Annotated in this window: 13 protein-coding genes and 1 other RNA gene; 2 read left to right on the top strand and 12 right to left on the bottom strand. The window is 32.1% G+C overall.

From position 1 onward, the window contains the following. The 3 genes from N524_RS0103930 to N524_RS0103920 form a co-directional block, all read right to left on the bottom strand. Positions 1–672, bottom strand: a complete 672-nt coding sequence (locus N524_RS0103930) for a tetratricopeptide repeat protein (protein ID WP_029055708.1) — start codon at positions 670–672, stop codon at positions 1–3. A 218-nt stretch (positions 673–890) separates the two neighbouring features. Then, positions 891–2,009: a tRNA 2-thiouridine(34) synthase MnmA gene (mnmA, locus tag N524_RS0103925; protein ID WP_029055707.1), complete on the bottom strand. Its 1,119-nt coding sequence runs from the start codon at positions 2,007–2,009 to the stop codon at positions 891–893. Positions 2,010–2,011: 2 nt separating this feature from the next. After that, positions 2,012–3,151, bottom strand: a complete 1,140-nt coding sequence (locus N524_RS0103920; RefSeq protein ID WP_017637075.1) for a cysteine desulfurase family protein — start codon at positions 3,149–3,151, stop codon at positions 2,012–2,014. Positions 3,152–3,422: 271 nt separating this feature from the next. On the opposite strand from N524_RS0103920, the gene N524_RS0103915 reads away from it, so the two are divergent. Beyond that, on the top strand, positions 3,423–4,430 hold the full coding sequence (locus N524_RS0103915) for an LLM class flavin-dependent oxidoreductase (RefSeq protein ID WP_183998745.1): 1,008 nt from the start codon (positions 3,423–3,425) through the stop codon (positions 4,428–4,430). 103 nt (positions 4,431–4,533) lie between these two features. Here the strand turns inward: N524_RS0103915 and N524_RS13365 are convergent, their stop codons facing one another. After that, positions 4,534–4,683 (bottom strand): SAS049 family protein, encoded by a 150-nt coding sequence (locus N524_RS13365; RefSeq protein ID WP_002451815.1) that lies wholly within the window; start codon positions 4,681–4,683, stop codon positions 4,534–4,536. Between the two features lie 435 nt (positions 4,684–5,118). Beyond that, positions 5,119–5,541, bottom strand: coding sequence for a cysteine metabolism transcriptional regulator CymR (gene cymR / locus N524_RS0103905; protein WP_017637073.1), 423 nt, complete (start codon positions 5,539–5,541; stop codon positions 5,119–5,121). Between the two features lie 83 nt (positions 5,542–5,624). On the opposite strand from cymR, the gene N524_RS0103900 reads away from it, so the two are divergent. Then, on the top strand, positions 5,625–6,896 hold the full coding sequence (locus N524_RS0103900) for a replication-associated recombination protein A (RefSeq protein WP_017637072.1): 1,272 nt from the start codon (positions 5,625–5,627) through the stop codon (positions 6,894–6,896). 78 nt (positions 6,897–6,974) lie between these two features. Here the strand turns inward: N524_RS0103900 and N524_RS0103895 are convergent, their stop codons facing one another. The 7 genes from N524_RS0103895 to N524_RS0103870 all read right to left on the bottom strand — a co-directional run bounded on the left by N524_RS0103895 (position 6,975) and on the right by N524_RS0103870 (position 15,119). After that, complete coding sequence (locus N524_RS0103895) at positions 6,975–7,751, bottom strand: tRNA threonylcarbamoyladenosine dehydratase (RefSeq protein ID WP_017637071.1); 777 nt, start codon at positions 7,749–7,751, stop codon at positions 6,975–6,977. Positions 7,752–7,847: 96 nt separating this feature from the next. Next, positions 7,848–8,038: non-coding RNA, 6S RNA (ssrS, locus tag N524_RS13155), on the bottom strand. A 122-nt stretch (positions 8,039–8,160) separates the two neighbouring features. After that, complete coding sequence (aspS, locus tag N524_RS0103890; protein WP_017637070.1) at positions 8,161–9,927, bottom strand: aspartate--tRNA ligase; 1,767 nt, start codon at positions 9,925–9,927, stop codon at positions 8,161–8,163. 15 nt (positions 9,928–9,942) lie between these two features. Then, positions 9,943–11,205 (bottom strand): histidine--tRNA ligase, encoded by a 1,263-nt coding sequence (gene hisS, locus N524_RS0103885; RefSeq protein ID WP_029055705.1) that lies wholly within the window; start codon positions 11,203–11,205, stop codon positions 9,943–9,945. 377 nt (positions 11,206–11,582) lie between these two features. Continuing rightward, positions 11,583–12,458, bottom strand: coding sequence for an N-acetylmuramoyl-L-alanine amidase (locus N524_RS0103880; protein ID WP_017637068.1), 876 nt, complete (start codon positions 12,456–12,458; stop codon positions 11,583–11,585). Next, positions 12,455–12,907, bottom strand: a complete 453-nt coding sequence (dtd, locus tag N524_RS0103875) for a D-aminoacyl-tRNA deacylase (protein ID WP_029055704.1) — start codon at positions 12,905–12,907, stop codon at positions 12,455–12,457. The genes N524_RS0103880 and dtd overlap by 4 nt, the downstream gene beginning before the upstream one ends. 22 nt (positions 12,908–12,929) lie before the next feature. Continuing rightward, positions 12,930–15,119 (bottom strand): RelA/SpoT family protein, encoded by a 2,190-nt coding sequence (locus N524_RS0103870; RefSeq protein WP_037555535.1) that lies wholly within the window; start codon positions 15,117–15,119, stop codon positions 12,930–12,932. Between the last annotated feature and the right edge of the window lie 313 nt (positions 15,120–15,432).

Here is a 15,432-nt window from a genome sequence, read left to right as displayed (position 1 = left end):
TTACTCCTCCTCTTCTTGCATAGTTGAAAATGTTTTTAAAGCATGTTGACTTAGTAAATGTTCTGGATCAATCTCAACTGCTTGCTTAAAATATGCTATCGCTTCATTTATATCTTCATTCTTCATGTAAGCAGCCAGTCCAAGATTGTAAATCGCATCTACATGTGATGAATCCAATGACAACACATAGTTTAATTGTGTTATTGCAGCATCAAACATTTCTAGCTGACACAATACTAAACCATATTGAAACTGTACTTCTATATCATGTTGTTGATCTTTTTCAGCTGCTGTCATTAAAAATGGTAATGCTTCTTTATGCGCATTTAATTGATTAAAAGCCATTCCAATCATATAGTTACAATCTACAGGTTCCACATCATATTTCATAGCTTGTTGGTATAACTTTATCGCTTCATTATATCTACCTTGATTGTAATATAAGTTTCCTAAATTATAATATATTGCTCCATTTTCTGAATCAATCGTTATTGCTTTTTGAAAAAATCGCTCAGATTTCTCAATTTCACCAACATCTGCCAATACAATACCAGCATTAATATAATTTTCAGTAATTGATGGATCTTCTTCTATATTATCAAACAAAGCTTTTAAAGCTTCTTCTAATTGGCCTTCTTTGATAAATTGATATATCGTTTTTTGATCTATCATATTTAAAATTACATCTCCTTAATTCTTAAATAATGATATAGGTATTATATGATTTCATTTCAAGTTCAAACTTTTATTTTAATCATATTTTACCACTTTATGTATTTTTATTTAAAATGAATTTGTCATGTTCTCCAATGGTTGGATACTACCACAATCATTCATATTAAAAAGCCATTAATTCAAAGAAACATTTCTATGAATTAATGGCTGATTTTTTACACAACATAACTTAATTGACCTGATGTTTTATACACATCATCAATTGTTGCACCACCAAGACAAACCTCTTCATTATAAAATACAACCGCTTGACCAGGTGTGATAGCTCTAACTGGTTCATTGAAAGTTACTCTAATAGCTTCGTCATTTTCACGTTGTACAAATACTTTTGTATCTTTTTGACGGTATCTAAATTTAGCAGTACAGTAAAATCCTTGTTCTAAATCAATTTCATTTTCATTAACAAATGAAACATCTGAAGCAATTAAATAGTCACTGTATAATGCCTCATGATGGAATCCTTGCTCTACATAAAGGACATTATCTTCTAAATTTTTACCGACTACAAACCAAGGATCACCGTCTCCACCGATACCCAAACCATGTCGTTGACCGATAGTGTAGTACATTAATCCACTATGTGTACCCATTTTTTTACCATCTAATGTCACCATATCACCTGATTGAGCTGGCAAATATTGTGATAAGAATGTTTTGAAGTTTCTTTCACCTATAAAACAAATTCCTGTAGAATCTTTCTTTTTAGCTGTTGCTAAGTTTTGTTCTTCAGCAATTTCACGCACACGTTTTTTCTCAATATCACCTATTGGGAACATTACTTTTGAAAGCTGTTGCTGTGAAAGTTGATTTAAGAAATAAGTTTGATCTTTATTATTATCAACGCCTCTTAACATTTCAACATGTCCATCGTCATGTCTTCTTATTCTTGCATAATGACCTGTTGCTACATAATCTGCACCTAATTTCAGTGCATGTTCTAGAAAGGCTTTGAATTTAATTTCTTTATTACACATAACGTCAGGATTTGGTGTACGCCCTTTTTTATATTCATCTAAAAAGTAGGTGAACACTTTATCCCAATACTCTTGTTCAAAGTTAACTGCATAATATGGAATGCCAATTTGGTTACAAACTTCAATGACATCATTATAATCTTCTGTTGCAGTACATACACCATTTTCATCGGTATCGTCCCAATTTTTCATGAAAATACCTATAACATCATAGCCTTGTTCTTTTAACAGAGATGCTGTTACTGAACTATCTACGCCACCAGACATACCAACGACTACGCGAGTATCTTTATTTGTCACTACTATTCCTCCTTAAATTTATGGTATATTTTATGAATTTCTGCAACTATATATTTGACTTCTTGTTCGGTAGTCATTTCGTTAAAGCTAAATCTTACAGAATGTTTAGCACGTTCTTCATCTTCGTACATTGCAGCTAATACATGTGACGGAGTAGTTGAACCTGCTGTACAAGCTGAGCCAGATGATACATAAATCTGACTTAAGTCTAATAAAGTTAACATTGTTTCAACATCAATAAATGGAAAATATAAATTTATAATATGACCCGTTGTATCTACCATTGAACCATTAAGTTCAAATGGAATAGCACGTTCTTGTAAGCTAACTAAAAATAATTCTTTTAAATTCATTAAATGAATATTATTTTCATCTCTATGTTGTTCAGCAAGTTCAATTGCTTTTGCAAAGCCGACAATTTGCGCTAAGTTTTCTGTACCAGCACGACGTTTAGTTTCTTGTTCTCCTCCAAGTTGACTATACTGTATCGGAGTATTCTCTCTAACTAATAGCGCACCAACACCTTTAGGTCCACCAAATTTATGACCAGTGACACTCATTGTATCAAATTTAAAATCGTCAAAATTAATATCTAAATGACCGATTGCTTGAACTGCATCTACATGGAATAATGCATTTGTAGCTGTAACAATATCTTCTATATCATACATTTGTTGAACAGTACCTACTTCGTTGTTAACAAACATGATAGACACTAGAATTGTCTTATCTGTAATCACTTCTTCTAATTGATCTAAATCTATTGCACCAGTATCATCAACGTCTAAATATGTTACGTCATATCCTTCTCGTTCTAATTGTTCAAATACATTTAGTACGGAGTGATGCTCAATTTTTGTTGTAATTAAATGATTACCAATGTGCTCATTAGCTTTTACTAGCCCTTTTATTGCAGTATTATTAGATTCCGTTGCACCACTAGTAAAAATCACTTCGTTAGCTTTTGCACCTAAACATTGTGCTACTGTTCGGCGAGACTCATCTAAATATTTACGGGCATCTCTACCAATTGAATGAATAGAAGATGGATTCCCATAATGAGTTTGATATATGTTCATCATAGAATCTACTACTTCAGGTTTAACTGGGGTTGTTGCAGCATAATCTGCATATACTTCCATGTTTTGACACTCCTCACAAAATTATCAATGTTCCTATAATAGCACCTAGAAAACTATTTTTCTACCTATCTGTTTGATTAATAGTTACTTTAATTTTAACATTATCCATAATTAGTTGAAATTATTATTACGTATACTACCCATGATATTTATGAATCATTAATATTCTATTTTTCAATCAAAATCAAGAGACTAAAATACATATGAGCAGTTTATTATTTTAATCAAATAAACATTGTTATACTTCATATACTATTTTTACTATGGAGGCATGATCAATTTGAATAACTTAAAGGTTTCCGCATTAAACCTTGTCCCTATCAGAGAAGGACAAGAAGATAGAGAAGCTTTAAATGATATGATTTCATTGGCACAACAATTGGAAGATTTTGGTTATGAACGCTATTGGATAGCAGAACATCATAACGCACCAAATTTAGTAAGTTCTGCCACAGCATTATTAATCCAACATACTTTAGAGCATACTCAATCTATAAAAGTTGGTTCTGGTGGCATTATGTTACCTAACCATGCACCACTCATAGTCGCAGAACAATTTGGTACGATGGCTACTTTATTTCCAAATCGAGTTGATTTAGGTTTAGGTAGAGCGCCGGGTACTGATATGATGACAGCAAGTGCGCTACGTCGAGACCAACATAATGGCGTATATCAATTTCCAGAAGAAGTCGATCAATTACAAACATATTTTGGTCCAGCAAATCAACAAGCATATGTACGTGCTTATCCAGCAGTTAATAAAAATGTCCCTCTTTATATACTTGGATCATCTACTGATTCTGCACATGTTGCAGCTAGAAGAGGATTACCTTATGTATTTGCAGGTCATTTTGCACCACAACAGATGAAAGAAGCTATTGAAATTTATAAAGAATTGTTTGAACCATCTGATGTATTAAGTGAACCTTATGTCATTATAGGATTAAACGTAATTATAGGTGATACTGATGAAGAAGCTGAGTATCTAGCTACTTCAATGGCTCAGGTTATGGTTAGTATTACGAGAGGTAAAATGCAACCTGTTCAACCACCAACAAATGAATTAGATCAAATTTTAACACCAAGAGAATTAGAAATGGCCAAACAAAGAATTAAATCCTCTTTAATTGGGTCTGAAAGCACAGTTAAACAAAAACTTAAAGATTTCATTGATTACTATGAAGATATTGATGAAATTATGGGTGTAAGTTATATTTACGATCAACAAAAACAATATGATTCATATCAAAAATTCAAACATATTATTGATGCAATGTAATATAAATTCATAAGGAGTAAGGCATTTTAGATTTGCCTTACTCCTTTTTTCTATAAAAAAAGAGATAGCATTGAATGCTATCTCTAAAAAATATTTTAAACGATTATTTATCGTCTTTGTCTTCTTTTTTATCTTTGTCACCTTTACCAGTATCAGTATACTCGTTAATAGTGTCTTTCGCTTTGTTTACTTGCTCATTATCACTGTTTTTGAATTTTTCTGCTGCGTCTTTTGCTTTATCCATGAATCCCATAAATAAAAGCTCCTTTCGATTTTGAACAAATTTGTATTTTGTTAAAAGTTTAATTTTAACTTAAATACATCTTATATGTTGTTAATTTAATTAATTCAACAACTTATGTGATGTATATTCCATAAATACCACTTGTTTATAGAACTAAACATATAAAACCAAAAAATTTATATTTTTTTAGATTTTGGTTCGAAAGATAAGACTTATTATATAAGAAACTCAGATTATACATTTTGTTTCTTATAAGTAACATTCGGATTATAGAGTATAGGTAATCACTGTTTCATGTATGTTTTTGAAAAATTCTTTGGTGGGTCCCTTGCCCTTCTTGCTTTGCTCGTTGAAATTGGTTTTACCAATTTCTTTGTGAAGGGTCCCTTGCCCAGCTGGCTTTGCTTGTTGAAACTGACACGTCAGTTTCTCTCTGCTGGGTCCCTATATATAAAACATATAACCGTCGAGGTTTTGGTCGGTTTCTTTGTATTCCGCTAGGTATTGAAGTGTTGTATTATCTAATACGTCACGAACTGCATCTCTCATTCTGATCCATAATTGTTTTTGTGCTGGTGGTTCTGATTCAATACTTTCCACAAAAGTAATAGGCCCTTCTAGCAATCTGATTATATCACCAGCTGTAATTTCTTCTGATGGTAGTCTTAATTGATAACCACCTTTAGCACCACGAACGCTTCGAATTAATCCAGCATTTCTTAAGGGTCCCACAAGTTGTTCTAAATATAAATCACTTAAATTATTTTCTTCCGCAATGGTTTTTAATGATACACACCCTTGTCCTTCTCTTTTAGCAAGAGAAATCATTAAAGTTAAACCATATCTCCCTTTTGTTGATATTTTCATTGTATAACCTCACTTAATTCGAATTATTTATTCCCATTTTACCATTTTTTACGTTAAGATTATATTAGAAAGGTGTGACAAATGTGAATACTGAACCTTTAGCGTCTAGGATGAGACCTACTAATATAGATGAAATTATATCACAACAACATTTAGTTGGACCAACAGGTATCATAAGAAGGATGGTTGATACTAAACGACTTTCTTCAATGATTTTTTATGGTCCTCCTGGAATAGGAAAAACAAGTATTGCTAAAGCTATTGCCGGTAGTACTCAATATAAATTTAGACAATTAAATGCTGTAACAAACACTAAAAAAGATATGCAAATGGTTGTTGATGAAGCAAAAATGTCTGGACAAGTGATTTTGTTATTAGATGAAATCCATCGTTTAGATAAAGCAAAACAAGATTTTCTATTACCTCATTTAGAAAATGGGAAAATTGTCTTGATTGGTGCTACAACTTCAAATCCATATCATGCCATCAATCCAGCAATACGTTCTAGAGCTCAAATTTTTGAACTTTATCCATTGAACGATGATGATGTTCATATCGCTTTGAATAGAGCGTTAGAAGATAAAGAGAGAGGCCTTAAGTCTTATTCTCCTATTGTAGATGAGGATGCAATGACATACTTTTCAACTCAGAGTCAAGGCGATGTTAGAAGTGCATTAAATGCATTAGAATTAGCGGTTTTAAGTGCTTCTGAAAAAGACGGATCACGTCATATAACTTTGCAAGATGCTAAAGATTGTTTACAAAAAGGTGCATTTGTAAGTGATAAAGATGGCGATATGCACTATGATGTTATGAGTGCATTTCAAAAATCTATTCGGGGTAGTGATGTCAATGCGGCATTACATTATCTAGCACGTCTTATTGAAGCTGGTGATTTACCAACAATTGTAAGACGACTTTTAGTTATAAGTTATGAAGATGTAGGACTTGCTTCACCTAATGCGGGTCACCGAACATTAGCTGCAATTCAATCAGCTGAACGTTTAGGTTTTCCTGAAGCAAGAATACCATTAAGCCAAGCTGTGATTGAATTATGTTTATCACCTAAATCTAACTCAGGTATATCTGCAATTGATAAAGCATTAAGTGATATTAGACAAGGTAAAGTAGGTCAAATCCCCGATTACTTAAAAGATGGTCATTATGCTGGTGCAAAAGAATTAGGACGTGCAACTGGATACAAATATCCGCACAATTATGAAAACGGTCATGTTGTACAACAGTATTTACCTGATATACTTAAAAATCGAATTTATTATGAACCTAAAACTACCTCTAAAAGCGAACAACAATTTAAAGCCATTTATGAAAATTTATTGAATCAGTCAAAATAAACAAAAAAGATAGCTCTTCTTCAACGTATTAATTACGTATGAATGAGCTATCTTTTTATTTTATACCTAATACGATTATTAGTATTGTCCTTTATCTTTAATACGTCTCAATGGAATATCTTTTAAAATATCGTTAATAACGTAGCTTGAACATATTAACCCAACGACACTAGGTACATATGCATTTGATGATGGTGGCATTTGCCCTTTTCTATTAATTGCATTTTTATCGCCAACTGTTTCTTTTACATCTTCACGTATAACTATCGGACTTTCATCTGAAAAGACGACTTTAATTCCACTACGAATCCCAAGTCGTTTTAATCTATTTCTAATTACCTTTGCCATTGGATCAGTATGTGTCTTAGAAATATCTGCTATTTGGAAACGAGTTGGATCAATTTTATTAGCCGCACCCATGCTGGAAATCATGTCGATACCTCTTTCAAGGCACTCTTTCATTAAATGTACTTTATAAATAATTGTATCACTCGCATCAATAAAGTAATCTATATCATAATTATTAAAAATCTCTTCATAAGTTTCTTCAGTGTAGAACATATGTAGTGAAGTTACCTTACAGTCTGGATTAATTTGCTTAATTCGTTCTTCCATAAGTGTTACTTTACTTTGTCCAATTGTAGATGTAAGTGCATGAATTTGACGATTGACATTTGTAATATCAACATCATCTTTATCAATTAAAATGATATGACCAATATTTGTTCTGGCTAATGCTTCAGCAGCGAAAGACCCTACTCCACCAACGCCTAATACGGCTACTGTTTTACTTTTTAATAATTCAAGTCCTTCTTGTCCTACAGCTAATTCATTTCTAGAAAATTGATGTTTCATTTTAATCTCCTTTAACTAAACAATCTACTTTTATGTTATGTATATATTATTTTAATTTAAAAATAAAAATACGCAAGACCTAAGTCTTGCGTACCGATAGAGTCCGTAGATGCCGTAGTTATAAATAGCTTGATCATTCGGCCTGTTTTATACAGGTGGGTGCCCTGTTTCATGTTTTGCAAGTCCTCCAAATGAGGCATGTGCGCTGCATGAAAACCTATTGGGCTCCCTGATCAAAGAGTGTTAGGCCCAAATAAAAAGCAAACTTACGAACATCACAGATGACTATCTTATGTCATTATATTACCACAAATCTCATGATAAAGGAATTAATCAACTTCGTATTTTTTTAATCATTTTTGTTAAGTCAATAATTAGACATAAACGATAAATCTTAATAGTTTATCAATTAATGTCTAATACGTAGTGATAATTCTTCTAATTGTTTATCTGACACTTCTCCCGGAGCATCTGTTAATAAACAAGTAGCTGACGCTGTTTTAGGGAAAGCAATTGTATCTCTAAGATTAGTTCTATTAGTTAATAGCATAACTAATCTATCTAAACCTAACGCAATACCGCCATGTGGTGGTGCACCATATTTGAATGCATCAAGTAAGAAACCAAATTGTTCTTGCGCTTGTTCTTTGGTAAATCCTAATACTTCAAACATTTTTTCTTGTAATTCACCGTTGTGAATTCTAATAGAACCTCCGCCTAATTCATATCCATTTAATACAATATCATATGCATTAGCTTGGGCATTTTCAGGTTCAGAATCTAATTTATCAATATCTTCTTTCTTAGGTGATGTGAATGGATGATGCGCTGCTACATAACGTTTGCTTTCATCATCATATTCTAATAATGGCCAATCAGTTACCCATAAGAAGTTTAATTTCGTTTCATCAATCAAGCCTAATTCTTTTGCAAGTTTAATACGTAATGCACCTAAACTTTGTGCTACCACTTCAGGTTTGTCAGCTACAAACATAACTAGGTCTCCAGCTTCTGCATCAGTAAGTGATTTTAATAATTCAGCATCTTTGTCTTCAAAGAAACGTGCAATAGGTCCTGTTAAACCTTCTTCCGTTACTTTAACCCAAGCTAATCCTTTAGCACCGTATATGTTAACAAACTCTGTTAATGCATCCATATCTTTACGAGTATATTGTTCTGCAGCACCTTTAGCTACAATAGATTTTATTTCTCCATTGTTTTCAACTGTATCTTTAAATACTTTAAAGTCCATTTCATGACCTAATTGTGAAACATTAATTAATTCCATATCAAAACGTGTATCAGGTTTATCTGATCCATAACGATTCATCGCTTCTTCATAAGTCATGCGTGGGAATGGGCCTTCAACATCAATACCTTTAACATCTTTTACGACTTTACGTAACATTTCTTCACCCATAGCCATAACATCTTCTTGATCAACAAAACTCATTTCTATATCGACTTGAGTGAACTCAGGTTGACGGTCAGCACGTAAATCTTCATCACGGAAACATTTTACGATTTGATAATATTTGTCAAAACCACTAATCATTAATAATTGTTTAAATAGCTGTGGTGATTGTGGTAATGCATAAAATTCACCATCATGTACACGAGAAGGTACTAAATAGTCTCTTGCACCTTCTGGCGTTGATTTTGTTAAAACTGGTGTTTCAATATCATAGAATCCACTTTCATCTAGGTATTGACGAATTGAACGTGTTGTTTGATGTCTCATTTTAAAAGTTTGTGCTAGTTCTTGTCGACGTAAATCTAAATATCTATATTTTAATCTTATATTTTCATCTACATTTGTATTTTCTTCATTAATTGAAAATGGTGGTGTTTCAGATTTATTGATAATTTCAATATTTTCAACCTGCACTTCCACTTGACCTGTTTTTATTTTAGGGTTTACTGTTTCAGCATCACGTTTAGTAACTACACCTTGTACTTCTACGATATATTCTGATCTAACAGTTTCTGCAATATTTAATGCTTCTTGAGAAAAGTCTGGATTAAACACAATTTGTACTATACCTTCTCTATCTCTTAAATCAATAAAAATTAATCCACCTAAGTCACGTCTGTTATGAACCCATCCCTTTAAAGTTACTTTTTCGTTTAATAAGTTCTCTGTAACTAATCCACAATATGTTGTTCGCTTACTCATTTTAAAACTCCCTTTCTATTTATGAAAATAATCAACAATTTGATCTAATTGTATTGATTCAGATTCACCGGTTTCCATATTTTTAATATCAATTTGATTGTTTTCTAATTCTTGATCACCAATTACAATAGTATATTTCGCATTTAATCGGTCAGCTTGTTTCATTTGTCCTTTAATTTTTCTGTTCATATAATCTTTATCTGCTTTAACACCATTTTTACGTAGCTGATTAAGTAACTTAACTGCATATCGATCTGCAGCTTCTCCCATAGTTACTACAAATAAATCAAATTCATTTTCAACATCTAGTTCAATGCCTTCTTCTTCCAATGCTAGAAGTAATCTTTCAATACTTAATGCAAAGCCAATACCTGTTTGACTTGGTCCACCTAATAATTCAAGAAGACCATTATAACGTCCGCCACCACAAAGCGTTGTAATTGCACCGTCATAATTAGGGTTATCCATCATCAATTCAAATGCTGTATGAGTATAATAATCTAATCCACGTACTAAATTAGGATCTTCTACGTAAGGAATACCTAAATCATCTAAATGTTTTTTTACTTGCTCATAATATGCTTTAGAATCCTCGTTTAAAAAATCAGTAATACGTGGAGCATTTTTAACTGCCTCTTTGTCTCTATCAACTTTACAATCCAATATTCTCATTGGATTAGAGTGTAATCGTGATTGACAATCTTGACAAAAGTCACCGATAACTGGTTCGAAATGTTTTACTAACGCTTCGTTATATTCTTTACGAGAATCACTATCACCAATACTATTAATCGCTAACTTCAAATGTTTTAAACCAAAAGATTCATATATATGCATAACCATCGCTAATACTTCAGCATCAATACTTGGATTTTCTGAACCAATTGCCTCAACACCAAATTGGTTAAATTGACGATAACGACCTTTTTGTTTACGTTCATATCGGAACATTGGACCATTATAATATAACTTCACAGGTTGATTTGGGTTACCTTGCATTTTATGTTCAATATAAGAACGAACTACACCAGCTGTCCCTTCAGGTCTTAATGTAATGCTACGGTCACCTTTATCTTTAAATGTGTACATTTCTTTTTGAACGACGTCAGTAGAATCTCCCACACCTCTAGCAAAAAGTTCAGTGCTTTCAAAAATAGGCGTTCTAATTTCTTGATAGTTGTATAGTTCCATTAATTGATCAAGTTTGTTCTCAATATAACGCCATTTGATTGAATCTTCAGGTAATATATCTTGTGTTCCTCTTGGAATTTTAATCATATTTTATCTCCTTTACTAATACTGAGCACGTTTATTTCGTTATAAATTTAAAAAATTAAATAAAAAAGCCCTTGCATAGTATTTAATACTACACAAGGGACGAATATCCGTGTTGCCACCCTAATTGATTTAGACATAATTGTCTCAAATCCACTCAAAACGTTTAACGTACGTTACCCGGCTTTACTTTGGAATAAAGCACCTCTTCTTGTGTTCAAAGTCATAAACTACTCAGTGTAACCTTTCAGCCTTATGGGTTACATTTCTACGTATATATTTATATACTACCTCTTTTGTTTATTCTTTCAAGAATACAATCGGTTTATTATTTATAATTCAATTATTATGATAACGAGTTTTCTAATGATTTGCAAGTTCTATGATGAGAAATATTGTTTTAGACCGTCAACAACTGCTTCTTCAACAATTTGTCTATGTAACTTATCTCTAACCATAACTTCATCTGTTGGATTGCTAATATAACCTAATTCTAACAATACTGCAGGAATATTCGTTTGTCTTAATACTTGATAGTTTTGTTGCCTTGCTTCTTTATTTGTAAGGAGGGATTTCTTTTGGATGCTACTACTAAGTGTTTGGGCTAGTGATTCTTGGTTATCTTGTAACCAATATACAGTTACACCGTTAGCGTTTGGGGAATCTAGCGAGTCATTATGTATGCTTATAAAAGCGTCTCCTTTGATATTCCTATCATCCAAAGACACATATGTATCATCAGAACGTGTCATTTTTACATGAGCACCTTCTTTTTCAAGTAATGCTTTTAACTCTTTTGCAGTTTTTAATGTATATACTTTTTCTAAACTTTTTGAGGAAGTATTACTTGAAGCTCCCTGATCACGTCCACCGTGACCAGGGTCAAGTACAATCGTTTTCCCTTTTAATGGATTAGATTTTTTAGAATTATCGGCATGGATATTTAAGTTAGTATGCCAACCAGCAACCCAACCTTTTTTGTCTCCAGCTTTATTCTTCACTTCAATCCATTTCCCAGATTTACCTATCTTTTCAAAGGTATCGCCTTTTTCAATTTTATAGATAACAGGATAAGCAGCATTTGGTCCTGTTCTCAACTCTGCGCTTTCAGTAATAGATATTGTGCCATTATCTTCATCATTATAATTTAAGAACATAAATAATAATATTAGAAACAACACAAAACAAATGACAACAATAAATGTAAGGCGATTATTTTGCCAACTTTTAGTTAACCATTTACTCAAGTTGTTCATATTACTTTGCCATCCTGACTCTCATAAATGATTGTAACAGGACCATCATTATATATTTCTACATTCATATGTGTTCCAAATTCACCTGTTTTCACATTTAATCCATATGATCTTAATGCCTCATTGAACGATTCATATAATTCATTTGCTTCATCAGGTGATTTAGAATTTGAAAAGCCAGGTCGATTACCTTTTTTCACATCAGCATATAAAGTGAATTGTGAAATAGATAATATTTCTCCTTCAATTTGTTGAATATTAAAATTCAGTTTGTCATTTTCATCTTCAAATAATCTAGCATTCGCAATCTTCTTGGCAACTGCTTGCACATCAGCTTCTGTTGATGATTTACCAACACCTACTAATAAGCAATAACCCTTTTTAATAGAATTGTGAATGTTGTCATTTGATACAGAAGCTTCTGAAACTCTTTGTACAACTACTCTCATTTTTCTTTGCACCTCTTAAGTTCTAGTTCCATACTCTTGTAACAGTATATACATCACCTAACTGTTTAATCTTTTCAACTACACGGTAAACATCATTTACATTTTTAACCATGACACTAATATTAATAACTGCATTTTTATCAATATCGGAACGGCCAGAAACCTTTATTAAACTACCTGCAGTTGAATTGACTGCTTGTAACACTTCATTTAATAGACCATTACGATCATATGCAGTAACTTCAAGATCAACTTGATAACGTTGGGTCGAATCTTTTGATTTAACCCATTCAACCGAAATTAATCTTTCTGTTTCATTTTTTATATTAGGACAATCTGTTCTATGCACTTTAATACCGTGACCTTTGGTGATATAACCTACAATATCATCACCTGGTATAGGATTACAACATTTTGATAGTTTAATTAGAACATTTTCTAGTCCTTCAACATAAACACCACTATCAGTGATAATATCTTCTTTTATTGGTACAGATTTAGTTACCTCTTGTGCTTCGTTTAGTGCTTTTTGTTTATCTAATATTCTTTGACGTTCAGTCAATTTATTAACAATTTGAACTGCAGTTACACCACCAAAACCAACTGCAGCATACAAGTCATCTTCATTTGCAAAATGATATTTTTCATTTACTACTTCTATATTTTTTTCAGTAAGAATATCATCAACTCTAAATCCTTGTTCTTTAATTTCCGCTTCAACCATGAATTTGCCCTTTTCAATATTTGAAGAACGGTCTTGCTTTTTAAAGAAACTTTTAATTTTACTCTTAGCGCTTGATGATTTAACAATTTTTAGCCAGTCTCTACTTGGTCCATAAGAATGTTTACTGGTTCTAATTTCAATGATATCACCAGTTTGAAGAATATAATCAATTGGTACGATTTTTCCATTTACTTTAGCACCAATCATTTTATTTCCTACTTCACTATGAATCGCATATGCAAAATCAATTGGTACCGCACCATATGGCAATTCTATAACATCACTTGCAGGTGTAAATGCATAGACTTTATCACTTTGTAAATCGTATTTTAAAGATTCCATAAATTCTTGTGCGTCAGATGACGTATGGTCTGTTTCAGCTAAGTCTTTTAACCAATTTAATTTATTTTGGAAATCCTGTGTTTTCTCATTTACAGTTTTACCTTCTTTGTATGCCCAATGTGCTGCTACACCATGTTCAGCAATTTCATGCATTTCGTAAGTACGAATTTGTATTTCTAGCGGATCGCCATTAGGACCAACTACAGTTGTATGTAATGATTGGTACATATTTTGTTTAGGCATTGCTATATAATCTTTAAAACGTCCTGGCATAGGTTTCCATAACGTATGTACAAGACCTAAAATTGCATAACAATCATTAATAGTATTAACAATGATTCGTACAGCAAGTAGATCAAATATTTGATCGAATTGCTTTTTCTGTTTCATCATTTTTCTATAAATGCTATATATATGCTTTGGTCGACCGTTGATTTCACCAAAAATACTCATTTTATCCATTTCACCTTGAATTTGACCAATAGCATTTTCAATATATGCTTCACGTTCACTACGTTTTTTCTTCATTAAATTAACGATGCGGAAATATTGCACGCTATCAATGTATCTTAAGGCAGTATCTTCTAATTCCCATTTAATTGTATTAATACCTAGTCTATGAGCTAATGGGGCATAAATTTCTAGGGTTTCTTTAGAAATTCTAATTTGTTTTTCTCTAGGCATTGCTTTAAGCGTTCTCATATTATGTAATCTATCTGCTAATTTAACTAGAATAACACGCACATCTTTGGCAATGGCTATAAACAATTTACGGTGATTTTCTGCTTGTTGTTCTTCCTTAGAACGATATTTTACTTTTTTTAATTTTGTAACACCGTCTACAATTCTTGCAACTTCTTCATTAAACATATTTTTGACGTCATCAAATGTATACGGCGTATCTTCAATGACATCATGTAAGAAACCTGCAACTATCGTGGGTCCGTCTAATCTCATTTCAGTAAGAATTCCCGCTACTTGTATAGGATGCATGATATATGGCAGGCCATTTTTTCTGAATTGCCCTTGATGTGCTTCATAAGCAATATGATAACTTTTTAAAACATATTGATATTCACTTTCACTTAAATAGGACTTTGCCTTGTAAAGCACTTCGTCAGCACTATAAGGATACTCGTTATTCAATATAGACACCCCACTTATTGATTATATTTCTATCTCTGAACTTTATTATCGATTGTTATGTATTATGCCCTAAAATTAAAAATGATGATAAGAATTTATGCAAATTAATTTTTAACTAACTCATTTAGTAAAGGCTTATCTAAAAAACATTAAAATGACTTTATATAATAAATAATCATTAAATGTAACTAATGGCTTAAATTTAAAAAGAAAACAAAATAGCCATGTGACTCAACAACTTTGAATTGTTTTCATTTTATCAAAATTTAGAGGCACTGATAAGCTATCTATCATGAATTAAAATATAATATTA

The organism is Staphylococcus sp. URHA0057 (assembly GCF_000620265.1).
Lineage (GTDB): Bacteria > Bacillota > Bacilli > Staphylococcales > Staphylococcaceae > Staphylococcus > Staphylococcus pasteuri.
Note: the sequence above shows the minus strand (reverse complement) of the source record. Positions and strands in the feature narration are given on the sequence as shown.

Coding starts and splice junctions, on each gene's coding strand:
- hisS (WP_029055705.1), bottom strand. CDS start 11,205: ATGATTAAAATTCCAAGAGGAACACAAGATATATTACCTGAAGATTCA.
- aspS (WP_017637070.1), bottom strand. CDS start 9,927: ATGAGTAAGCGAACAACATATTGTGGATTAGTTACAGAGAACTTATTA.
- N524_RS13365 (WP_002451815.1), bottom strand. CDS start 4,683: ATGGGATTCATGGATAAAGCAAAAGACGCAGCAGAAAAATTCAAAAAC.
- N524_RS0103915 (WP_183998745.1), top strand. CDS start 3,423: ATGATCAATTTGAATAACTTAAAGGTTTCCGCATTAAACCTTGTCCCT.
- N524_RS0103920 (WP_017637075.1), bottom strand. CDS start 3,151: ATGGAAGTATATGCAGATTATGCTGCAACAACCCCAGTTAAACCTGAA.
- N524_RS0103895 (WP_017637071.1), bottom strand. CDS start 7,751: ATGAAACATCAATTTTCTAGAAATGAATTAGCTGTAGGACAAGAAGGA.
- N524_RS0103930 (WP_029055708.1), bottom strand. CDS start 672: ATGATAGATCAAAAAACGATATATCAATTTATCAAAGAAGGCCAATTA.
- cymR (WP_017637073.1), bottom strand. CDS start 5,541: ATGAAAATATCAACAAAAGGGAGATATGGTTTAACTTTAATGATTTCT.
- dtd (WP_029055704.1), bottom strand. CDS start 12,907: ATGAGAGTAGTTGTACAAAGAGTTTCAGAAGCTTCTGTATCAAATGAC.
- N524_RS0103880 (WP_017637068.1), bottom strand. CDS start 12,458: ATGAACAACTTGAGTAAATGGTTAACTAAAAGTTGGCAAAATAATCGC.